The sequence below is a fragment of the Streptomyces sp. iso_384 genome (genome assembly GCF_056172905.1).
The window spans coordinates 1248176-1268448 of record NZ_JBWBTT010000001.1 but is presented as its reverse complement, the minus strand read 5'-3'; the positions used below and the strand labels follow the sequence as shown (position 1 = coordinate 1268448).

Annotated in this window: 21 protein-coding genes, 1 tRNA gene and 1 riboswitch; of the genes, 10 read left to right on the top strand and 12 right to left on the bottom strand. The window is 70.2% G+C overall.

Annotation, left to right across the window (positions count from 1 at the left end; genetic code table 11):
• Positions 1-22 precede the first annotated feature (22 nt).
• Complete coding sequence (locus tag AC0VY3_RS05685; protein WP_242742005.1) at positions 23-331, top strand: hypothetical protein; 309 nt, start codon at positions 23-25, stop codon at positions 329-331.
• Between the two features lie 158 nt (positions 332-489).
• Here the strand turns inward: AC0VY3_RS05685 and AC0VY3_RS05680 are convergent, their stop codons facing one another.
• On the bottom strand, positions 490-1941 hold the full coding sequence (locus tag AC0VY3_RS05680; RefSeq protein WP_475549090.1) for a DUF445 domain-containing protein: 1452 nt from the start codon (positions 1939-1941) through the stop codon (positions 490-492).
• A gap of 142 nt (positions 1942-2083) precedes the next feature.
• Between AC0VY3_RS05680 and AC0VY3_RS05675 the strand changes: the two genes are divergently transcribed.
• Positions 2084-3331 (top strand): SGNH/GDSL hydrolase family protein, encoded by a 1248-nt coding sequence (locus AC0VY3_RS05675; RefSeq protein ID WP_475549089.1) that lies wholly within the window; start codon positions 2084-2086, stop codon positions 3329-3331.
• An 89-nt stretch (positions 3332-3420) separates the two neighbouring features.
• Here AC0VY3_RS05675 and AC0VY3_RS05670 read toward each other — a convergent pair whose 3' ends face one another.
• The 4 genes from AC0VY3_RS05670 to AC0VY3_RS05655 all read right to left on the bottom strand — a co-directional run bounded on the left by AC0VY3_RS05670 (position 3421) and on the right by AC0VY3_RS05655 (position 7001).
• Positions 3421-4140: a DUF1707 SHOCT-like domain-containing protein gene (locus AC0VY3_RS05670; protein ID WP_475551643.1), complete on the bottom strand. Its 720-nt coding sequence runs from the start codon at positions 4138-4140 to the stop codon at positions 3421-3423.
• A gap of 146 nt (positions 4141-4286) precedes the next feature.
• Positions 4287-5306 carry an ABC transporter ATP-binding protein gene (locus tag AC0VY3_RS05665; RefSeq protein ID WP_242742008.1) on the bottom strand — a complete coding sequence of 340 codons (1020 nt, stop codon included), beginning with the start codon at positions 5304-5306 and terminating at the stop codon, positions 4287-4289.
• A 17-nt stretch (positions 5307-5323) separates the two neighbouring features.
• Positions 5324-6208 carry an ABC transporter permease gene (locus tag AC0VY3_RS05660; RefSeq protein ID WP_475549088.1) on the bottom strand — a complete coding sequence of 295 codons (885 nt, stop codon included), beginning with the start codon at positions 6206-6208 and terminating at the stop codon, positions 5324-5326.
• Positions 6201-7001 carry an ABC transporter permease gene (locus tag AC0VY3_RS05655; protein ID WP_475549087.1) on the bottom strand — a complete coding sequence of 267 codons (801 nt, stop codon included), beginning with the start codon at positions 6999-7001 and terminating at the stop codon, positions 6201-6203. Before AC0VY3_RS05655 ends, AC0VY3_RS05660 begins: the two co-directional genes overlap by 8 nt.
• Positions 7002-7213: 212 nt before the next feature.
• Between AC0VY3_RS05655 and AC0VY3_RS05650 the strand changes: the two genes are divergently transcribed.
• The gene (locus AC0VY3_RS05650; RefSeq protein WP_475549086.1) at positions 7214-9601 is read left to right on the top strand and encodes a transglycosylase domain-containing protein; all 2388 of its coding nucleotides are present in this window, start codon (positions 7214-7216) and stop codon (positions 9599-9601) included.
• 48 nt (positions 9602-9649) lie between these two features.
• On the opposite strand, the gene AC0VY3_RS05645 is transcribed toward AC0VY3_RS05650, so the two are convergent.
• The 3 genes from AC0VY3_RS05645 to AC0VY3_RS05635 form a co-directional block, all read right to left on the bottom strand.
• The gene (locus AC0VY3_RS05645) at positions 9650-9970 is read right to left on the bottom strand and encodes a DMT family transporter (protein ID WP_018488630.1); all 321 of its coding nucleotides are present in this window, start codon (positions 9968-9970) and stop codon (positions 9650-9652) included.
• Positions 9971-10006: 36 nt separating this feature from the next.
• A riboswitch (guanidine-III (ykkC-III) riboswitch) is annotated at positions 10007-10065 on the bottom strand.
• A 74-nt stretch (positions 10066-10139) separates the two neighbouring features.
• On the bottom strand, positions 10140-10481 hold the full coding sequence (locus AC0VY3_RS05640) for a GroES family chaperonin (protein WP_103511390.1): 342 nt from the start codon (positions 10479-10481) through the stop codon (positions 10140-10142).
• Positions 10482-10548: 67 nt separating this feature from the next.
• The gene (locus AC0VY3_RS05635; protein WP_103511391.1) at positions 10549-10869 is read right to left on the bottom strand and encodes a DUF3618 domain-containing protein; all 321 of its coding nucleotides are present in this window, start codon (positions 10867-10869) and stop codon (positions 10549-10551) included.
• Positions 10870-11011: 142 nt separating this feature from the next.
• Here AC0VY3_RS05635 and bcp point away from each other — a divergent pair, with 142 nt between their 5' ends.
• The 5 genes from bcp to AC0VY3_RS05610 all read left to right on the top strand — a co-directional run bounded on the left by bcp (position 11012) and on the right by AC0VY3_RS05610 (position 14902).
• Positions 11012-11479: a thioredoxin-dependent thiol peroxidase gene (gene bcp, locus AC0VY3_RS05630; protein ID WP_103511392.1), complete on the top strand. Its 468-nt coding sequence runs from the start codon at positions 11012-11014 to the stop codon at positions 11477-11479.
• Positions 11480-11679: 200 nt separating this feature from the next.
• A complete protein-coding gene (gene proP, locus AC0VY3_RS05625; protein ID WP_103511393.1) occupies positions 11680-13176 on the top strand; it encodes a glycine betaine/L-proline transporter ProP in 1497 nt (498 codons plus the stop codon).
• 169 nt (positions 13177-13345) lie between these two features.
• The gene (locus AC0VY3_RS05620) at positions 13346-13981 is read left to right on the top strand and encodes an HNH endonuclease signature motif containing protein (protein WP_475549085.1); all 636 of its coding nucleotides are present in this window, start codon (positions 13346-13348) and stop codon (positions 13979-13981) included.
• The gene (locus tag AC0VY3_RS05615) at positions 13978-14814 is read left to right on the top strand and encodes an HNH endonuclease signature motif containing protein (protein WP_475549084.1); all 837 of its coding nucleotides are present in this window, start codon (positions 13978-13980) and stop codon (positions 14812-14814) included. The genes AC0VY3_RS05620 and AC0VY3_RS05615 overlap by 4 nt, the downstream gene beginning before the upstream one ends.
• Positions 14815-14826: 12 nt before the next feature.
• Positions 14827-14902, top strand: a tRNA-Leu gene (locus tag AC0VY3_RS05610).
• A gap of 56 nt (positions 14903-14958) precedes the next feature.
• Here AC0VY3_RS05610 and rdgB read toward each other — a convergent pair.
• From rdgB to AC0VY3_RS05590, 4 genes are all read right to left on the bottom strand, one after another.
• Entirely contained in the window at positions 14959-15561 is a 603-nt protein-coding gene (gene rdgB / locus AC0VY3_RS05605; protein WP_103511396.1) for an RdgB/HAM1 family non-canonical purine NTP pyrophosphatase, read from the bottom strand.
• Positions 15562-15604: 43 nt separating this feature from the next.
• Positions 15605-15994 (bottom strand): hypothetical protein, encoded by a 390-nt coding sequence (locus tag AC0VY3_RS05600; RefSeq protein ID WP_103511397.1) that lies wholly within the window; start codon positions 15992-15994, stop codon positions 15605-15607.
• 123 nt (positions 15995-16117) lie between these two features.
• Positions 16118-16855: a ribonuclease PH gene (gene rph / locus AC0VY3_RS05595; RefSeq protein WP_018512386.1), complete on the bottom strand. Its 738-nt coding sequence runs from the start codon at positions 16853-16855 to the stop codon at positions 16118-16120.
• Between the two features lie 146 nt (positions 16856-17001).
• Positions 17002-17235 carry a PTS sugar transporter subunit IIB gene (locus tag AC0VY3_RS05590; RefSeq protein WP_010062050.1) on the bottom strand — a complete coding sequence of 78 codons (234 nt, stop codon included), beginning with the start codon at positions 17233-17235 and terminating at the stop codon, positions 17002-17004.
• Between the two features lie 219 nt (positions 17236-17454).
• Here AC0VY3_RS05590 and AC0VY3_RS05585 point away from each other — a divergent pair, with 219 nt between their 5' ends.
• Positions 17455-18714 (top strand): PTS transporter subunit EIIC, encoded by a 1260-nt coding sequence (locus AC0VY3_RS05585; protein ID WP_103511398.1) that lies wholly within the window; start codon positions 17455-17457, stop codon positions 18712-18714.
• A 262-nt stretch (positions 18715-18976) separates the two neighbouring features.
• Entirely contained in the window at positions 18977-20242 is a 1266-nt protein-coding gene (locus tag AC0VY3_RS05580; RefSeq protein WP_103511399.1) for a PTS transporter subunit EIIC, read from the top strand.
• Positions 20243-20273: the final 31 nt, after the last annotated feature.

Here is a 20273-nt window from a genome sequence, read left to right as displayed (position 1 = left end):
ACAGAGAGCGATGGTGGCGGCGATGGCGAAGGTTCCGGCAGCGGCGGTGGCGGCGAGCGGGCTCGTCGGGGGGTACGGCGTCGCCCGGTGGACCAGGAAGCGGCCGCTCGGCGGCGTCGCGCTCGCCGCCGCCGGATCCCTCGCCGCGTACGAGTGGAACCGCCAGGCCGGGCCGCGTGCCGCCGCCGGGCTGAGCGTCGCCTACGTCGCCGCCTTCGCCGGATCGCACCCGCTCGCCAAGAAGGTCGGCGCCTGGCCCGCCGTGTTCGCCGTCGCGGGCGGCGTGGCGGCCGCGTCCTGGGCCGTCACCCGCCGGGCCGCCCACGGCTGAACCCGTCGCGTCTCCGGCGGGAGTCCGGAAGAATCACGCGCCGGACTGAACGCCCGCCGCCCCGCGCCCGTACTACCGGGCAACTCCCCCGCGTAAAGCCGGGTGCGTACCCGTACGACAGGACGGGTACGCACCCGGAACCCCCGGCCCGCGAGGCCTCAGCCCCCCAGCGCGTGCGACACCGTGTAGATCGCCAGGCCCGCCAGCGCGCCGACCACCGTGCCGTTGATCCGGATGAACTGAAGGTCGCGGCCGATGTGCGCCTCGATCTTCTTCGAGGTCTGGTCCGCGTCCCAGCCCGCGACCGTCTCGCTGATCAGCGAGGTGATCTCCGCGCGGTACGTCGTCACCACGTACACCGCCGCGTCCTCCAGCCAGCCGTCCAGCTTGCCCTGGAGCCGTTCGTCGCTCGCGAGCCTGGCGCCCAGCGACATCAGCGAGGCGCGGGCGCGCAGCCGCAGTTCGCTGCGCTCGTCCTCCGCCGCCGAGAGGATCATCGTGCGGACGGAGGACCATGCGGAGGCGATGACGTCCTGGACCTCGCCGCGGCCCAGGATCTCCGACTTCAGCCGCTCCACGCGGGCCCGGGTGTCGGCGTCGCTCTGGAGGTCGGCCGCGAAGTCGGTCAGGAACGTGTCGATGGAGCCGCGCGCCGGGTGCTCCGGCATGTCCCGCATCTCCGTGACGAACCGCAGCAGTTCCTTGTAGACCCGCTCCCCCACCCGCTTGTCCACGAACCTCGGCGTCCAGCCGGGCGCCCCGCCCTGCACCGCGTTCATCACCGAGTCGCCGTGCTCCACCAGCCAGTCGTGCGCCCGTACGCAGACGAGATCGACGACCTTGCGGTGGCCGCCGTCCGTGACGACCTTCTCCAGCATCTTGCCGAGGCCCGGGCCGACCTCGACCGCGTCCGCGCGCCGGGTGATGGCCTCGCCGACCACCGCCTGCACATCGGAATCCCGAAGGACCGTCAGCGCACCGCGCAGCGCCGTGGCCAGCTCGGCTGTCACCCGGTCCGCGTGGGCCGGCTCCGCGAGCCACACGCCGAGCCTCCGGCCGACCCCCAGAGCGTGAATTCGGTCACGAATGACGTCCCCGGAGAGAAAGTTCTCGCCAACGAAGGAACCGAGGGACTGTCCTAGCTGATCCTTCTTGGTGGGGATGATGGCCGTGTGCGGAATGGGCAGGCCGAGCGGGCGCCGGAAGAGCGCCGTCACGGCGAACCAGTCCGCCAGCGCGCCCACCATCCCCGCCTCGGCAGCCGCCGCAACGTAGCCCGGCCAGCCCCCCACGCCTGAGTTCTTCGCCCAGGTGGCCAGGACGTAGACGATCGCGACGAGCAGAAGGAGGCCGGTGGCCGTGAGCTTCATGCGCCGTACGCCGCGCTGTTTCTCCTCGTCGGCGGCGGTGTACGCGAACGAGGCCAAGGGGCCCGCTCCGCGCGGCGGCACCCCGGAGCCCTCAGAGCTCCCGGTGCCTCCGGTGCCTCCGGTGCCTCCGGAATCGCGCACCGCGACCGGCGCCTGTCCTGGCCCCGGCGACTGCTTCGACTCCTGCACCGCGCCCTCGCCCTCGCCCTGCTCCTGCTCGCCGGATCCGGTCCGTTCCATCCGCTCCACCCGTCCGCGTACGTCTCGCCCCCGTGACGTACGCATTGTCCCTACCTCCCCTACTCCCGGGCCGCACGTCGAGTTCCCGACGGCCTGTCGCATCATGGGACCAGCACGATCATCACAAGGAGAAACACCGCACATGCCCAGGCGCCAGGGGTATGCCCTGCTCATCGCCCTAGTGGCGGGCACCGCCGTGCTCGCCGCCGCCGTCGCCTTCGGTACGACGCTGCTCTCCGGTCCCCGGTCGACACCGCTCCCGCCCGCCGAGACCCAGGCGGCGGCCCGTAACCCGGTCGACCCCGCCGCCTCGGGCGGCACCTGGGTCGCCACCTGGACCGCCGCTCCCGTCCGCGGCGAACCGGGCACCGAGGGCGGGCTCCCCGGGCGCACCATCCGTAACGTCGTGCACACCAGCATCGGCGGGAACGTCGCCCGCATCACGCTGTCGAACCTCTTCGGTACGGCCCCCCTGGTCATCGACCAGGCCACCGTCAACACCCGGCCGGTGACCTTCAAGGGCGCCGCCGCCGTCACCGTCGCCGCGGGCGGACGGGTCATCAGCGACCCGGTCGTGGTGCCCGTGGCCCCCGACTCCGACCTCCAGGTCAGCTTCCGCACCCCGCAGGCGGGCGGCCCGGTCACCTACCACCCCAAATCCCACCAGACCTCGTATCTGATCGACGAACGCGGCACCTGGAGCACCACCCACTGGCGCTATCTGACCGCCGTGGACGTCCGCAGCGAGCGGGCGCGCGGCGCGGTCGTCGCCCTCGGGGACTCCCTGACCGCGGGCAGCGGCTCCACCACCGACGCCAACGCCCGCTGGCCCGACGTCCTCGCCGACCGGCTGGGCGGCCGGTACGGGGTCGCCAACGCGGGCATCGCGGGCAACCGGGTCGTGGGAGTCGGCCGCGGCACCGGGGGCCAGGCGGGCACCGACCGGCTCGACCGCGACGCGCTGTCGGTCGCCGGAGCCCGGACGCTCGTCGTGGCGCTCGGCATCAACGACGTACAGCAGTCCCCGCAGGAGGCCGACCCCCGGCGCATCGTGGACAGCCTGCGCGCCCTCGCCGACCGGGCGCACGCCCGCGGGCTCTCGGTCGTCGGCGCGACCCTGACCCCGTTCGAGGGCTTCGCCACCTGGACACCGCAGCGCGAGGCCGTGCGCCAGGCGGTCAACGAACAGATCCGGGCGGGCACGGTCTTCGACGCGTACGTGGACTTCGACGCGGCGGTACGCGACCCCGCCGCGCCGAGCCGGATCCTCACCTCGTACGACTCCGGCGACCACCTGCACCTCAACGACGACGGCTACCGCGCGCTCGGCGACCACGTGGACCTGAAGCTCCTGGACCGGGCCGGCGCGCCCCGGTCCGACGCGCTGTGAGCCGCTGAGGCCGCGCGGAGGCGGCGCGTCCGCCTCCGGCGTCAGGGTCTCCGGCGCTCAGCAGCTCCGGCGCTCGAAGCCTCCTGCGCTCAGAGCTCCTTGCGTCCGCCGCCGCCACCGTCCGCGCCGCCGTCCGGGCCCTCCAGCCCGCGCCGGCGGCGTGCCTCCAGTTCCGCTTCCTCCGCGGCCTTCAGCCGGCGGCGCTCCGCCTTCGTCCGCTTGCGCTCCACGCCGACGCCGCCCATCAGGGCGAAGCCGGTGATCCGCACACGCGGGGAGTCGGGGGCGATCTCGCCGTCCTCGTTGGGGCCCTCGCCGAAGCCGCCCATGATGCCGATGCCCCGGACCTCGACGTTCAGCTCCGGCGGCGCGGTCACATGGAGGCCGCCCATGATCGTGAAGCAGCGGATGACGACCTCGCGGTCCTCGAAGTCGGCCTCGCGCAGATCGATCTCGCCGCCGCCCCACATCGCGAACGCGGTGAACTTCCGGGCCACCGTCCAGCGGCCCTTCCGGTTGAACCCGCCCCAGAAGGCGAACGCCCCCTTCGAGGTGGCGTTGCCGCCGATCCGCGCGGGCCAGTTGGCCGCGGAGCCCCGCAGCGGGGCGGGCGCGGACGAGCCGACCGGCGCGACCACCGATCCCGGTGCCGGAAGGTCCTGGACCAGCGGCTCCAACTCCCCGTGCGTACGGGCCTTGTAGGCCGTTTCGAGGCGCTGGTCGAACTCGTCCATATCCAGTCGGCCCTCGGCCACGGCCTCGCGCAGCAGTTCCGCGATCCGCTCACGCTCGGCGTCGGAGGCGCGCATTTCCGGACGTTCACTTGTCATACCGCGCAGCCTATTGAACGGATCCGTTCCCGGCACAGACCTGCAGGCCCACGACCTGCGCGCGCCGCAATCCGGAAGCCCCCCGAGGTCCCCCAGGTCCCCGCGGCCCTCAAGATGGGTGCCCGTCAGGGCGCGGACTCGTACATCCTCGCGATCACGGCCTCGATGTCCGGCTCCCGCACCGACAGGTCGACCAGCGGGTACTCCGCGGCGATCCGCGCCACCAGCGGGGCAGCCGACACGGCGGCGGGGAACGCCAGCCACTGGCGCGGGCCCTCCACCTTGACCGCCCGCAGCGCCGGGGCCCCGCCCGCCGCCTCCGGCGCCAGCACGATCGGGGGGAGTTCGCTCGCCAGGTCCACCACGAGCATGCGTTCGCTCTCCCCCACCTCGTGAAGACCCGCCAGCGAACCGTCGTACATCAGCCGGCCGTGGTCGATCACCATCACCCGGTTGCACAACTGCTCGATGTCGGTGAGGTCGTGGGTCGTCAGCAGCACCGTCGTCCCGCGCTCGGCGTTCAACTCCTTGAGGAACTGCCGCACTTTGGCTTTGGAGATCACATCCAGGCCGATCGTCGGCTCGTCCAGGTACAGCACCTCCGGATCGTGCAGCAGCGCCGCCGCGATGTCGCCGCGCATCCGCTGCCCGAGCGAGAGCTGCCGTACGGGGACGTCCAACAGCTCTCCCAGGTCGAGGAGTTCGACGCAGCGGTCCAGGTTCTCGCGGTAACGCCGGTCGGGAATGCGGTACATGCGGTGCATCAGACGGTACGAGTCGCGCAGCGGCAGGTCCCACCAGAGGGTCGTCCGCTGGCCGAAGACCACGCCGATGCGGTGGGCCAGCCGGGTGCGTTCGCGTGAGGGGTCGATGCCCGCGACGCGCAGCCGGCCGCCGCTCGGGGTGAGGATGCCCGTCAGCATCTTGATCGTGGTCGACTTGCCGGCCCCGTTCGGGCCGATGTAGCCGACCATCTCGCCGCGCGCGACCTGGAAGCTGATCCCGTCCACGGCCCGGACCTCGTGCCGTTCCCTGCGCACCAGGCCGGCCTTCCGGCGGACCTGGAAGACCTTCTCGACACCGTCGAGAGTGATGAAGCCGTCGTCCGCCATGCCCGTGCTCTCCCGCGTAGTCCCGTCCGACATGGTCGGCTCCCGATTCCTCAACTGCCCGTGCTCCGGTACGCCCGCAGCCCCGCCCGCCACGCGAGGCCCGCCAGCACCCAGCAGGCCACCGCCACCAGCGGCGGCAGGAACGCCACCCACCGCGGAAGGCCGACCGGGTACTCCCGGCCGAGCACGTACAGCGCGGGCAGCCAGCTGACGAAGGCCAGCGGCACCACGAACGTCACCCCGCGCACCAGGTCCTTGGCGAAGATCGTGGGCGGGTACTGGAGCAGCGTCGTCCCGCCGTACGTGAAGGAGTTCTGCACCTCCGAGGCGTCCTGCGCCACGAACTGGAACGCCGCCCCCATGACGAAGATCGCCCCGAAGATCGCCGCCCCGCTCACCACCATCATCGGCAGCATCAGCACCTTCAGCGGCGTCCACGCGATGTCCAGCGAGAGCAGCGCGTAGCCGAGCACCAGCAGCCCCTGGGTGATCCGCCCCAGCCGGCGCAGCGCGAACCGGTCCGCCGCGACCTGCGCCAGCACCGGCACAGGCCGCACCAGCAGGGTGTCGAGCGTGCCGTCGCGCACCCGGCGGCCCACCCGGTCCATCGAGCCCAGCAGCAGATCGCTCAGCCCGAACGCGGTGGCCGACACCCCGTACAGCAGGGCGATCTCCGACAGCGTGTAGCCGCCCAGCGCGTCGACGTGCGAGAACATCAGCAGGATCGTCACGAAGTCGAACGCCGTCACCGCGAGGTTCCCGAACGTCGTCATGGCGAACGAGGCCCGGTACGCCATCGTCGAGCGCACCCACATCGCCATGATCAGCCCGTACGCGCGCACGCCCTCCAGCAGCCGCGGCCGCTCCTCGAACGCGAAGCCGTTCGGTTCCGGGGCCTGTTCCCCGCCGGTCCGCACCGCCACCGTGTCAGCCACCCTGCACCACCACCCTCCTGGTCGCCGCGGTCTGCAGCAGCCGGCCCGCCAGCAGCAGCACCACCGCCCAGCCGCCCTGGAACGCGTACGCCGCCACCAGCCCCCACCCCGTGTGCTTGCCGAGGAACACATCGGCCGGGACCTGGAGCAGCGAGGACCACGGCAGCGCCCGCGCCACCTCGCCGAGCAGCCCGGGGAAGAGGTTCAGCGGCAGCAGCATCCCGGAGAAGAACAGCCCGGCCAGCGACACGATCTGCAGCGCGCCCGCCCCGTCCATCAGCCAGAACGCCGACAGCGCGACCAGATAGCGCACCGCGAAGCTCACCACCACGCCCAGGAACACCGAGAGGAGGAACGCCGGCCAGGTCCACAGCGAGCCGGGCAGCGCCAGGTCGAAGGCGAGCGCCCCCAGGAACATCGGTGCGATCCCCCGGCCCAGCAGATGGAAGGCCGCCCGGCCCAGGTCCCCCGCCAGCCACCACAGCTGGAGGTCGGCCGGCCGGTACAGGTCGACGGCGATGTCCCCCGTACGGATCCGCTCCATCAGCTCGTCCTCGAAGCCGCCGCCCATCATGGCGCAGGTCATCAGCAGGGCCTGCCCGAGCCAGACGTACGTCAGCGCCTGGGACGTGTCGTACCCGCCGAGCTGCGGACGCGCGTCCCAGAGGGCGATGTAGGTGTAGGCCATGATGAAACCGAAGACCGTGTTGGTGAACACCCCCGCGGCCGTAGCCGTCCGGTACGTGGCATAGCGCCGGAACGCACCCCCCGCCACCACCGCGTAGAGCCGCACGCCGTCCCCTCTCCCCCGCCGCCACCGGCTCCCGACACCAAAGCGCACGAGCCTAATGCACGGGTGACGGCGGCCGCGAACGTATTTCGCGCACGCGTCTCGCGCACGTGGGGGGTGACGCCGGAGGAGGGAACGGACCGTCAAGAACCGAGGCTTTTCCGGCGAAACGGGCACTATGGGAGAACCGACCACGCCCGAGGAGCCCCACGGACATGAGCGACGAGCCACAGCACTGGGCCCCCCGCGAGCCCTCGGACGCGGCGGCCACCCCCGGCAGCGACCGGGGCGAGCCGCCCGGGACGGACGCGAGGAGCGGAAAGAAGCGGCGGCCCCGGCGCACCGGCTGGCGGCGTGCCGTCCCCACCTGGCGGATGGTCCTCGGCACCGTGCTGGGCCTGGGCCTGCTCCTCATCGGCGGCATCTTCGCCGGATACCGGCTCGTCGACATCCCGGCCGCCAACGCCTCGGCCACCGCCCAGTCCAACGTCTACCTCTACAACGACGGCAGCGTCATCGCCCGCGACGGCGACGTGAACCGGGAGAAGGTCAAGCTCTCCCAGGTCCCCATGACCGTCCAGCACGCGGTACTGGCCGCCGAGGACCGGGACTTCTACTCAGACGACCGCGCCGTGGACGTGAAGGCGATGGTCCGGGCAGGCTGGAACACCGTGACCGGCAAGGGCAGACAGGGCGGCTCGACGATCACCCAGCAGTACGTGAAGAACTACTACCTCGGCCAGGAACGGACCGTCCTGCGCAAGGCCAAGGAAGCCATCATCGCGGTCAAGCTCAACCGCGAGGTGACCAAGGACCAGATCTTCGAGGGCTACCTCAACACCAGCTACTTCGGGCGCAACGCGTACGGCATCCAGGCCGCCGCCCAGGCCTACTACGGCAAGAACGTCGAGGAGCTCAGCACCGCCGAAGGCGCGTACCTCGCCGCCCTCCTCAACGCCCCCAGCGCCTACGACGTCGTCGCCCGCCCCGACAACAAACCCGCGGCGCAGCGCCGCTGGAACTACGTCCTGGACGGCATGGTCAAGGAGGACTGGCTCCCTGCCGCCGAACGGGCGACGACGCGGTTCCCCACCCCCGGCGAGGCCAGACCGTCCACCGGGCTCTCCGGCCAGCGCGGCTACATCGTGCAGGCCGTCGAGGACTATCTGAACCGGCGCGGCATCCTCGACGAGAAGACCCTCGCCACCGGCGGCTACCGCATCACCACCACCCTCGACAAGGCCAAGCAGGACGCCCTCGTCAAGGCCGTCGACACCAACGTGATGTCCCGGACCAGCACCGGCCGCGAGGCCGACCGCAACCTCCGCGTCGGCGGGGTCTCGATCGTCCCCGGCAGCGGCGCGGTCGTCGCCCTGTACGGCGGCATCGACTACACGAAGCAGTACGTCAGCAACGCGACCCGCCGCGACTACCAGGTCGGCTCCGTCTTCAAGCCGTTCGTCCTCACCTCGGCCGTCGTCAACGAATCCACCACCCAGGACGGCCGCCCCATCACGCCCAACACCGTCTACGACGGCACCAACAAACGCACGGTCGTCGGCCCGCAGGGCGCCACCGACTACGCCCCCGCCAACGAGGACGACGTCGACTACGGCGACATCACCGTGCGCACCGCCACCGACCGGTCCGTCAACTCCGTGTACGCGCAGATGGCCCAGGACGTCGGCCCCGGCAAGGTCCGGGAGACCGCGGTCGCCCTCGGCATCCCCGCGGACACCCCCGACCTCACCGCCTCCCCCTCCATCGCGCTCGGCCCCGCCAACGCCAGCGTCCTGGACATGGCCGAGGCGTACGCCACCCTCGCCGACCACGGCCGGCACGGCCCGTACGTCCTCGTCGACAAGATCACCAAGGACGGCGCCGAGGTCGAACTGCCCGAGCGCACGACCGACCAGGCCGTCAGCCGCGAGGCCGCCGACACCACCACCGCCGTCCTGCGCAGCGTCGTGGAGGGCGGCACCGGTACGGCGGCCCAGGCGGTCGGCCGCCCCGCCGTGGGCAAGACCGGCACGGCGGAGGAGGACCGGGCCGCCTGGTTCGCCGGATACACCCCGGACCTCGCGACCGTCGTCGCCGTGATGGGCCAGAACCCGGACACCGGCGCCCAGACCTCGCTGTACGGAGCCCTCGGCATGCCCCGTATCAACGGCGGCGGCGCACCGGCCGAGACCTGGGCCGCCTATACGGAGGCGGCGCTGCGCTCCTCCCCGGCCCAGGAGTTCGACCTGGAGACGATGCCGGGGGCCGACGAGGAGGACGAGCCCCTGCTCGACGAGGACCCCGACGGAAGCACGGAGCCGTCCGCCGCGTCGGACTCCACCGCACCCTCCGCCACCGCCCCTTCCGGCACCGCACCGAGCAGCCCGGCCGTCGGCTCCGCACCCACACCCGGCACGGACACCGGCGGGACGGACGGGACAGGCGGTACGGGCGGGACCACCGGGGGAAACGCCTCCGGCGGCTCGGGAGAGACAGGGGACACCGAGAGCGGCGGGGCGGGCGGCACAGGCAGCACCGGCGGCACGGACGGCTTCATCGAAGGCGCCCGCGGCCCGGACTTCCCGCACGGCCGACCGGTGTGACCGCCCGGCTCGACCGCCCGACGTGACCGGCCCCGCCCTCGGCGCGCCTCAGTGCCCGGACGTCGCCTTCAGGCCGACCACCGCCACCAGCAGCAGACAGACGAAGAAGATCCGGGCGGCGGTCACCGGCTCGTTCAGCACGACCATGCCCAGGATCGCCGCACCGGCCGCGCCGATACCGACCCACACGCCGTACGCCGTACCGATCGGCAGCGTCTTCGCCGCATGCGACAGCAGCACCATGCTCGCCACGATCCCGAGGCCGGTGAACACGCTCGGCCACAGCCGCGTGAACCCCTCGGTGTACTTCATCCCGATCGACCAGCCCACTTCGAGCAGACCGGCGATGATCAACAGAACCCACGCCATGACAGGCACCTCCGACGAAACCACGCGAACAGAACGGGTGCGTCGTCTTTGCCAACCCGGTACGGCGCGTCTCGTCGGGGTGGTCCCACCGTAGCAAAAACCGGGGAAAGGCCTGGTGACACCGGTCACCAGGCCCTGAACAGCCCTGCTGCGCGGTCCTGCAGACGTCCTACAGATACAGCCCGGTCGAATCCACCGAACCCTCGAACCGGTCGGCGGCCACCGCGTGCAGATCGCGCTCCCGCATCAGGACGTACGCCACGCCCCGCACCTCGACCTCGGCACGGTCCTCGGGGTCGTACAGCACCCGGTCGCCGGGCTCCACCGTCCGTACACTCTGCCCGACCGCCACGACGACGGCCCAGGCGAGGCGCCGGCCCACCGCGGCCGTCGCCGGGATCAGGATGCCGCCGCCGGAACGCCGCTCGCCCTCGGACGTGTCGTTCCGCACCAGCACCCGGTCGTGCAGCATCCGGATGGGCAGCTTGTCGTCGTGGGTGTTCTCGCTCACGCCCGCAACCTACCTGGCGTGCCCGGCGCCGTACGCCTCCGGGTTCCGCTCACACGCGACGTTCCGGTCACGCGCGACGGCGGCGCTTGGACACGGTGAGCAGCCCCACCACGCCGACCACCAGCAGCGCCGCGGGAATCACGCGCTCCAGCCGCGGAGAACCGTCCTCCGCGACGAACTGCGCCTTCACCCCCGACACCGAGCGGTTCACCGCGACGAAGGCACGGCCGGCCGTCCGGTCCACGGACTGGGCCGCCTTCGCCTTGGCGTCTGTGATGATCGTCTTCGGGTGTACGCGCACCCCGATCTCGTCGAGCACCACAGCGAGCTGCTCGCGCCTGCTGATGATGTCCGCCTCGATCTGCGCAGGGGTCCTGGCATCCGACACTGCGCCGCCTCCGTGGTCGTCGTCCGGTAAACCTTCGTCTGGGCCTTCGTCGACAGTCTGTCAGCTCGAACCTCCGCGCACCCGGCGGCACCCCTATTACCCTCGGTCCCGTCCGACCCGTGCACCACCCGAGGAGAACCACATGAGCGAGCGACTGAAGCCCGGCGACACCGCTCCCGCCTTCACCCTTCCCGACGCCGACGGCAACGAGGTGTCGCTCGCGGACCACAAGGGCCGCAAGGTCATCGTGTACTTCTACCCGGCCGCTCTTACCCCCGGATGCACCAAGCAGGCCTGCGACTTCACGGACAACCTCGACCTCCTGGGAGGCGCCGGGTACGACGTCATCGGCGTCTCGCCCGACAAGCCGGAGAAGCTCGCGAAGTTCCGCGACACGGAAAACCTCAAGGTCACCCTGGTGGGCGACCCGGCCAAGGAAACTTTGGAGGCGTACGGCGCCTTCGGCGAGAAGAAGCTCTACGGCAAAGTGGTGACGGGCGTGATCCGTTCGACCGTCGTCGTCGACGAGGACGGCAAGGTCGAGCACGCGCTCTACAACGTGAAGGCGACCGGTCACGTCGCGAAGATCATCAGGGATCTGGGCATCTGACGCCCGCCCGGCCCGGGGTTCCGGCCCCGGGCCACCCCTCGCACGATTGCGGCGGTACCGGCGATTCCGGGCGGCGACCGGCCGGAGAACGTGTTCAGATCATGTGAGGGAGATCGCATCGGCCCACGAAGTCGGTTTGCGACCGCCATGACTGCGCAGAAGTCTTTCCTGGATACACACTCCGAGGAAAGGACCCGGCCATGGCGGCCCCCGACCCCCACCAGGCGGCCGACCCCGCAGCGGTCAAACGCCACCCCACGCTCTTCCGGGCCATCCGGAAACGGCGTAATCCTCGGCTGCGCCGGACGGACATCACGGTCACGGACGACGCCGCGGTCAAGCGGGCCGTGAAGGCGGCCTCGCTGGGCAACGCCATGGAGTGGTTCGACTTCGGTATCTACTCCTACCTGGCCGTCACGATCGGACATGTGTTCTTCCCGTCCGGGAACGACACCACCCAGCTCCTCTCCTCGTTCGCGACCTTCGCGGTGGCCTTCCTCGTACGGCCGCTCGGCGGCATGTTCTTCGGCCCGATGGGCGACAAGGTCGGCCGCAAGAAGGTCCTCGCGCTGACGATGATCCTGATGGCGGTCGGCACGTTCGCGATCGGCCTGATTCCTTCGCACGACACGATCGGCGTCTGGGCCGCGGTCCTGCTGATCTTCTTCCGGATGCTCCAGGGCTTCTCGACGGGCGGTGAGTACGGCGGCGCGTCCACGTTCATCGCGGAGTACGCCCCCGACAAGCGGCGCGGCTTCTTCGGCAGCTTCCTGGAGTTCGGCACGCTGGCGGGCTACGTCGGCGCGGCGGGCCTCGTCACGGCCCTGTACGCCCTGCTGAACGACGCCCAGATGGAGGCCTGGGGGTGGAGGATCCCGTTCCTCGTCGCGGGCCCGCTGGGCCTGGTCGGCCTCTACCTGCGACTGCGCCTGGACGAGACGCCGGCCTTCCAGAAGCTGGAGGGCGGCACGGCGCACGCGAGCGAGGCGGCGGACGGCGTCGAGTCCACGGCCAAGGGCGACCTGGCGAAGATCTTCCGGCAGTACTGGCCGACGCTGATCCTCTGCATCTGCCTGGTCGGCGCGTACAACATCACCGACTACATGCTGCTGTCGTACATGCCGACATACCTCTCCGACGAACTCGGCTACAGCGAGACGCACGGTCTGCTGATCCTGCTGGCGGTGATGGTCTTCCTGATGACGATCATCGCCCAGATCGGCAAGCTCTCCGACCGCTTCGGCCGCAAGCCGCTGCTGATGACGGGGATGCTGGGCTTCCTCTTCCTCTCCCTCCCCGCGTTCCTCCTCATCCGGGTGGACGGCATCTTCCCGATCACGGTCGGCATGCTGTTGCTGGGCCTCTCCCTGGTCTGCATGCTCGGCACCATGTCGGCGGCGCTGCCGGCCCTGTTCCCGACGAACGTCCGCTACGGGTCCCTGTCGGTCGGCTACAACCTCTCCGCGTCGATCTTCGGCGGCACGACCCCGCTGGTGATCACGGCCCTGATCAGCTGGACCGGCTCCAACCTGATGCCCGCGTACTACGCGATGGCGGCCGCCCTGGTCGGCGTGATCGCGGTCGCCTGCATGAAGGAGACCGCCCAGCAGCCGCTGATCGGCTCCCCGCCGTCGGTCGAGACGGACGAGGAGGCGGCGGAACTGGTGCAGGCGCAGGCGCCTGAGCCGAAGTTCTGACGTCGCCTCCCATTCCCGGAGGAACGGCCCGTACCGCTCACGTCGAGCGGTACGGGCCGTTCGCCTTCCTGCCAGCTGCTAGCCGGATTTCGGGCGTGACTGTCCGATAAACGGTTCGTTGCTCCGTACGGGGCTGCGAACGTACTCGCGGCCGGGATCGGAGGGGGACATGGGGACGGTTCGCTACACGCGCGAGCTCCTGGAAGAAGCGGCGCGCATGACGACCAACGCCACGGACGCGGTGCTGTGGTGCGGTGGGACACCGACACCCGGCAGCCGGCGCTATCTGCGCAAGAAGATGGTGGAGGCGGGCCTGGACATCTCGCATTTCGCCGACACGTGGGTCCGCCACACGGAAGAGACGCTGCGGAGGCTGGTCGCCTGCTCCACGAGCGTCGCGGAAGTCGTGCGCAAGCTGTGCATCAGTCCGGTGGGCGGCAATCAAGCCCACATCGGCCGCCGCATCGCCGCGCTGCGCATCGACACCTCACACTTCGCACCCGTACCGCCGGGCCGACGCAGGGCCAAGGGTTCCCTGGGAGACCACCTGACGCTCCGTACGCCTGCCGACGGCAGAGTTCCCGGCGAACGGCTCCGCAAGGAGCTTGTCCGCAGGGGAGTTGAGGATGAGTGCGCCGAATGCGGCAACACCGGAGAATGGCTGGGGCAACCCCTCCGGCTCGAAGTGGACCACGTCAACGGCGACTGGTGGGACAACCGCCCCGACAACCTGCGCCTCCTCTGCCCCAACTGTCATGCGACCACCGATACTTATCGCGGCCGTAAGCGCAGGAGGGCGGCGTGAGCGTCAGATACCCCCGCGACACGCTGGTACAGACGGCAGCGGACGCGAGCAGCCTCGTCGATCTCCTGCGCCGCCTCGGCGCTCCCCTGGGCAGCCGGACGCTCCGCTACGTACGGGACCGGCTCGCGCACTACGGCATCGATACGTCCCACTTCGTGGAGGAGGAACTTCCGGAGCGGGAGCGCTGCTCCTACCCACGCGAGCTCCTGGTCGAAGCCGCCGCCCGCTCCCACAGCATCCGGGAGATGCTCACGTACATGGGTTTGCCGCCGACTGACAGTCCCTACGGCTACCTGCGCAAGAAAATGGACCGGCTCGGCATCGACACCTCCCACTTCACCAGCGGACGCCGGTACGGAACGCCCTCGACGCCGCGCACGGCGCTGGCACGAGCGGTTGCCGGGTCCCACAGCCTGGCCGGTGTTCTGAGGGCTCTGGAGCTAGGCTCCAACAACAGCACTGCGCGCGCTCGTGTGAAGCGGGACATCGAAGCCTTCGGCCTGTCCGTGGCCCACTTCACCGGACAGGGGCATGGTCGCGGAACGCGCTCCCCGAACCGCAAGACCGCGGCGGAGATACTCCAGCGTCTGGCCTCCGGAGCCTCCCGGACCAAGACGGCACAGCTACGGAGGGCCCTGCACGACATCGGAGTTCCTCACCTCTGCGCGAAGTGCGGCACAGGTGACACCTGGCATGGCAGGCGGCTCGTCCTGGAAATCGACCACATCAACGGCGACCGGCTCGACAACCGCCGCGAGAACCTTCGATACCTGTGCCCCTCGTGTCACAGCCAGACGCAAACCTTCTCGAAGCCGCGCAAGCTCGCACAGTAGAGTGGGGCACGCGGGTCCGTACCCCAGCTGGCCTAGAGGGCGCCGGTTTAGGTCCGGTGTGTCGTGGGTTCGAGTCCCACCGGGCCCACAGGTGTGGGGCGGCTGCGACCTTCGTTTCGAAGGTCGCAGCCGCCCTCACTGCTGTCAGCCCACCAACTCCCGCACCACCGGCACCAGCGCCCGGAACGCCTCCCCCCGGTGGCTGATCGCGTTCTTCTCCGCCGGGGTCAGCTCCGCGCAGGTCCGGGTCTCGCCCTCCGGCTGGAGGATCGGGTCGTAGCCGAAGCCGTTGGCGCCCGACGGGGTGTGGCGCAAGGTGCCGTTCAGGCGGCCCTCGACCACGCGTTCCGTGCCGTCGGGGAGGGCCAGGGCGGCGGCGCAGGCGAAGGAGGCGCCGCGGTGTTCGTCGGCGATGTCGCCCAGCTGGGCCAGGAGCAGGTCCAGGTTGGCCTTGTCGTCGCCGTGGGTGCCGGACCAGCGGGCCGAGAAGATGCCGGGGGCGCCGCCGAGGACGTCCACGCAGAGGCCGGAGTCGTCGGCGACGGCCGGGAGGCCGGTGGCGCGGGCCAGGGCGTGGGCCTTGAGGAGCGCGTTCTCGGCGAAGGTGACGCCGGTCTCCTTGACGTCGGGGATGTCGGGGTACGCGTCCGCGCCGACGAGGTCGAGGTCGAGGCCCGCGTCGGCGAGGATGGCGTGGAGTTCGGTGATTTTCCCGGCGTTGCGGGTGGCGAGGATCAGGCGCTTCATGGGCCCATTGTCGCCGGTCGCCGTCGGCCCGGGGCTGCTCCCCCTACGGCGTGCAGACCTTGCCGATCTCCGTCGCCGCGTCCGTCACCGGGGCGATGTCGGGGGTGGCGTCGCCGGCCTCGATGGACTTGCGGACGTCGGTGACGCCCGCCTGGAGGTCGTCGACGGCCTTGGAGAGATCGGCGTTGTCCGTGGTGTCGTCGAGCTTCTTCAGCTCGCGGTCGATCTCGTCCAGGGACTCGGAGGCCTGGGTGATGTCCTCGGAGGCGCTGGACACGGCCTGCTGGAGGTTCCCGACGCTGGTGGCGATGGCGTCGGCGGTTCGGACGCAGTCGAGCGCCTTGTCGAGGCCGGCGCAGCCCACGGCCGTGGTCAGCGTCAGCAGGGTGGCGGCGGTGGCGAGTGCGAGGCGTTGGTGGCGGCGCGAAGCCATGGTGCGGTCCCTCCCCGGGGATCGTTGCGTGGACGGGCGCACGGTTCGACCCGTGCGCCCGTATCCGTGACGACGCTCTGTGGTGCGTATTTGGTTGCTTCTTTACCCGGGGAGGGCGAGTCGCTACGCGTTCCGCGTGGTTGCGAGTGCGTCACGCTGGAGTGCGGCGAGGTCGACGCAGCCCGCGGTGGCGAGGTCCAGGAGGGAGCCCAGTTCCTTGCGGTCGAAGGGGGCGCCCTCGGCGGTGCCCTGGACCTCGACGAAGCGGCCGTCGCCGGTGCAGACGACGTTCATGTCGGTCTCGGCGCGGACGTCCTCCTCGTAACAGAGGTCGAGGAGCGGGGTGCCGTCGACGATGCCGACGCTGATGGCGGCGACGGTATCGGTGAGCGGCTTGCGGCCGGCCTTGACGATCTTCTTGCCCTGGGCCCAGGCGACGGCGTCGGCGAGGGCGACGTAGGCGCCGGTGATGGCGGCGGTACGGGTGCCGCCGTCGGCCTGGAGGACGTCGCAGTCCAGGACGATGGTGTTCTCGCCGAGGGCCTTGTAGTCGATGACGGCGCGCAGCGAACGGCCGATCAGGCGGCTGATCTCGTGGGTGCGTCCGCCGATCTTGCCGCGTACGGCTTCGCGGTCGCCGCGGGTGTTGGTGGAGCGGGGCAGCATGGAGTACTCGGCGGTGACCCAGCCTTCGCCGCTGCCCTTGCGCCAGCGCGGGACGCCTTCGGTGACGGAGGCGGTGCAGAAGACTTTGGTGTCGCCGAAGGAGATGAGGACTGAGCCCTCGGCGTGCTTGCTCCAGCCGCGTTCGATGGTGACGGGGCGGAGCTGTTCGGGCGTGCGGCCGTCGATGCGAGACATGGGTCCGACTTTATCCGCTGGCGGGGGTGGCTCCGTTCGGGTGCGGTGGGCGGCCGTCCGGGGGAACCGTCCGCGTACGGCGCAGGCCCCGCACCGGGTCGGGTGCGGGGCCTGCGCGGGTGTGGGGCCGGCGTGGGGTCAGCCGGTCACATCATGTCTTCGATGTCGGCGGCGATGGGGTCGGCGTCGGTGCCGATGACGACCTGGATCGCGGTGCCCATCTTGACGACGCCGTGCGCGCCGGCGGCCTTGAGGGCGGCTTCGTCGACCTTGCTGGGGTCGTGGACCTCGGTGCGGAGGCGGGTGATGCAGCCTTCGATCTCGTCGATGTTGTCGATACCGCCGAGCCCGGCGACGATCTTCTCAGCCTTGGTGGCCATGTCCTTCTCCCTGTTTCACGCGCAGACGGCCGCCCGCTGCGGGTCCGTTTCGTCACGGTAACGCACGGTTGGCCCAACTTCGCGGGCGGGTAACCGGACGATCCCGAAAGATGACGATCACCGGCGCCCTGCCTTCGGGACGGACCCCGGACCGTGACGCAACTGGTCTACACCAGTTTGCAACGCCCGCCAAACGTGAAGTGTTCCGGGAGGACGCCCATGAGTTCGAGCGCCGCTGCGGTACCGCAGCAGAAATGGTGGAACGGACCGGTCCAGGGCCTGCAGAAGGTCGGGCGGAGCCTCCAGCTCCCGGTGGCCGTCCTCCCTGCGGCCGGCCTGCTCGTCAGCCTCGGCAATCTGTTCGGGTCCTATCTGCACGGCGCCTTCTGGGACAAGACCTCCAAGGTGCTGCTCAACGGCGGCACCGCGATCCTCGACGGCCAGCTCGGCCTGCCGCTGCTGTTCTGCATCGGGGTCGCCATCGGCTTCGCGAAGAAGGCGGACGGCTCCACCGCACTGGCGGCCGTGGTGGGCTTCCTCGTCTACCGCGGGGTGCTGACCGCCTTCCCCATGGACGGCACGGTCACGGACGAGCTGCCCAACGGTGAGCCGCAGAACCCCGGCGTCCTCGGCGGCATCCTCATCGGCCTGCTGACCGCGGTGGTCTGGCAGCGCTACCACCGGACCAAGCTGGTGGACTGGCTGGGCTTCTTCAACGGACGGCGTCTGGTGCCGATCCTGATGGCCTTCCTCTGCGTGATCCTCGGCGTGCTGTTCGGGCTGCTGTGGCAGCCGGTGGGTGACGGGCTGACCTGGTTCTCGGAGCGGCTGATCAACCTCGGTTCGTGGGGTGCGGCGATCTTCGGCTTCGCGAACCGGCTGCTGATCCCGGTCGGCATGCACCAGTTCCTGAACACGTTCTTCTGGTTCCAGGCGGGCGAGTTCGTCGGGGCGGACGGCCAGACCGTACAGGGCGACATCTCCCGGTTCTTCGCCGAGGACCCGTCGGCAGGACAGTTCACCTCGGGCTTCTTCCCGATCATGATGTTCGGCCTGCCGGCCGCGGCCCTGGCCATCACCCACACCGCGCGGCCCGAGCGCCGCAAGGAAGTGGCGGGCCTGATGGTGTCGGTGGCGCTGACCTCGTTCGTCACGGGGGTGACCGAGCCGATCGAGTTCTCGTTCATGTTCGTCGCACCGCTGCTGTACGGCGTGCACGCGGTGCTCACCGGGGCCTCGATGGGCATCACCTGGCTGCTGGGGGTGCATGCGGGGTTCAGCTTCTCGGCCGGGTTGATCGACTACGTCGTCAACTGGCATCTCGATACGAAACCCTGGCTGATCATCCCGATCGGCGCGTGCTTCGCGGTGATCTACTACGTGGTCTTCCGCTTCGCGATCACCGCGTTCGACCTCAAGACACCGGGGCGCGAACCGGAGGAGGTCGAGAAGGAGATCGAGAAGGATCTGACGAAGTAGCAGCACACCGGGGCTTTGCCCCGGACCCCGCAAGGCCCTCGGACCACCCGGTCCGGGGGCCTTCGGCATGTCACCGAACGTATCGCGTCTGCTACTGCGAATGAGATAGGGAATTGAAGGTTCCTTATCTAACCCTCACCGTGCTAAAACTGGTCTACACCACTGAGTGGTCCAGACCACGGCGCTCTGCCGCAGGGTCTGTCGAGTCGCCGCCTCCCCGCATCAACGACCTGGGCGGCACCGTGTCCCATGGAGGAAGTTGATGACCACGGCTGAGACCGCACCCGCGGCAGAGAAGAAGAAGGGCGCCGGCGCGATGGCCGTCATGCAGCGCATCGGCCGCAGCCTCATGCTGCCGGTCGCCGTGCTGCCGGCCGCCGCGCTCCTGGTCCGCCTCGGCAACGGCGACATGCTGGGCCGCGACTCGTTCCCGACCTTCATCACGAAGCTCGCCGGCTACATGGCCGCGGGCGGTGGCGCGATCCTCGACAACATGGCGCTGCTGTTCGCCGTCGGTATCGCCATCGGCTTCGCGAAGAAGTCGGACGGCTCCACCGCGCTGGCCGCCGTCACCGGCTACCTGGTCTTCCAGAAGGTGCTCGCCACCTTCACGGACAGCAACCTGCCCCAGGTCGCGAGCGTCGTCGACGGCAAGATCGTGATGAACGACGCGCCCGTCAACGCCGGTGTCCTCGGCGGTGTCGTGATGGGCATAGTCGTCGCCCTCATCTACCAGAAGTTCTACCGGACGAAGCTGCCCGACTGGGCGGGCTTCTTCAGCGGCCGCCGTCTGGTCCCGATCCTCTCCGCCTTCGCGGGTCTCGTCATCGGTATCGTCTTCGGTCTGATCTGGCCGGTCCTCGGCGCCGGTCTGCACAACTTCGGTGAGTGGCTCGTCGGCTCCGGCGCCGTCGGCGCGGGCATCTTCGGTGTCGCCAACCGTGCGCTGATCCCGGTCGGCATGCACCACCTGCTGAACTCCTTCCCGTGGTTCCAGGCGGGCGAGTACAACGGCGCTCACGGTGACATCGCGCGCTTCCTGGCCGGTGACCCCGACGCCGGCCAGTTCATGACCGGCTTCTTCCCGATCATGATGTTCGCCCTCCCGGCGGCCTGCCTCGCGATCGTCCACTGTGCCCGTCCGGAGCGCCGCAAGGTCGTCGGCGGCATGATGTTCTCCCTCGCGCTGACCTCGTTCGTCACCGGTGTGACCGAGCCGATCGAGTTCACGTTCATGTTCATCGCCCCGGTGCTGTACGCGATCCACGCGGTGCTGACCGGTGTGTCGATGGCCCTGACCTGGGCGCTCGGCATGAAGGACGGCTTCGGCTTCTCGGCCGGTCTGGTCGACTTCCTGCTGAACCTCGGCATCGCGTCGAAGCCGTGGCTGCTGGTCCTGGTCGGCCTCTGCTTCGCGGTGGTCTACTACGTGGTCTTCCGCTTCGCGATCATCAAGTTCAACCTCCCGACCCCGGGCCGGGAGTCGGACGAGGAGCTCGCCGAGCTGCAGAAGGCCGAGGCGAAGTAGCCTCCGCCGCCCCCGTAGGCACCTACGCCGA

Excerpts from the sequence above, each read along its gene's own strand:
- AC0VY3_RS05645 (WP_018488630.1), bottom strand. The coding sequence starts at position 9,970 with ATGGCGTGGGTTCTGTTGATCATCGCCGGTCTGCTCGAAGTGGGCTGG.
- AC0VY3_RS05680 (WP_475549090.1), bottom strand. The coding sequence starts at position 1,941 with ATGGAACGGACCGGATCCGGCGAGCAGGAGCAGGGCGAGGGCGAGGGC.
- rph (WP_018512386.1), bottom strand. The coding sequence starts at position 16,855 with ATGTCTCGCATCGACGGCCGCACGCCCGAACAGCTCCGCCCCGTCACC.
- proP (WP_103511393.1), top strand. The coding sequence starts at position 11,680 with ATGGCGGCCCCCGACCCCCACCAGGCGGCCGACCCCGCAGCGGTCAAA.
- AC0VY3_RS05580 (WP_103511399.1), top strand. The coding sequence starts at position 18,977 with ATGACCACGGCTGAGACCGCACCCGCGGCAGAGAAGAAGAAGGGCGCC.
- AC0VY3_RS05675 (WP_475549089.1), top strand. The coding sequence starts at position 2,084 with ATGCCCAGGCGCCAGGGGTATGCCCTGCTCATCGCCCTAGTGGCGGGC.
- AC0VY3_RS05590 (WP_010062050.1), bottom strand. The coding sequence starts at position 17,235 with ATGGCCACCAAGGCTGAGAAGATCGTCGCCGGGCTCGGCGGTATCGAC.
- AC0VY3_RS05600 (WP_103511397.1), bottom strand. The coding sequence starts at position 15,994 with ATGGCTTCGCGCCGCCACCAACGCCTCGCACTCGCCACCGCCGCCACC.
- rdgB (WP_103511396.1), bottom strand. The coding sequence starts at position 15,561 with ATGAAGCGCCTGATCCTCGCCACCCGCAACGCCGGGAAAATCACCGAA.
- AC0VY3_RS05585 (WP_103511398.1), top strand. The coding sequence starts at position 17,455 with ATGAGTTCGAGCGCCGCTGCGGTACCGCAGCAGAAATGGTGGAACGGA.
- AC0VY3_RS05670 (WP_475551643.1), bottom strand. The coding sequence starts at position 4,140 with ATGCGCGCCTCCGACGCCGAGCGTGAGCGGATCGCGGAACTGCTGCGC.
- AC0VY3_RS05620 (WP_475549085.1), top strand. The coding sequence starts at position 13,346 with ATGGGGACGGTTCGCTACACGCGCGAGCTCCTGGAAGAAGCGGCGCGC.
- AC0VY3_RS05685 (WP_242742005.1), top strand. The coding sequence starts at position 23 with ATGGCGAAGGTTCCGGCAGCGGCGGTGGCGGCGAGCGGGCTCGTCGGG.
- AC0VY3_RS05650 (WP_475549086.1), top strand. The coding sequence starts at position 7,214 with ATGAGCGACGAGCCACAGCACTGGGCCCCCCGCGAGCCCTCGGACGCG.
- AC0VY3_RS05665 (WP_242742008.1), bottom strand. The coding sequence starts at position 5,306 with ATGTCGGACGGGACTACGCGGGAGAGCACGGGCATGGCGGACGACGGC.
- bcp (WP_103511392.1), top strand. The coding sequence starts at position 11,012 with ATGAGCGAGCGACTGAAGCCCGGCGACACCGCTCCCGCCTTCACCCTT.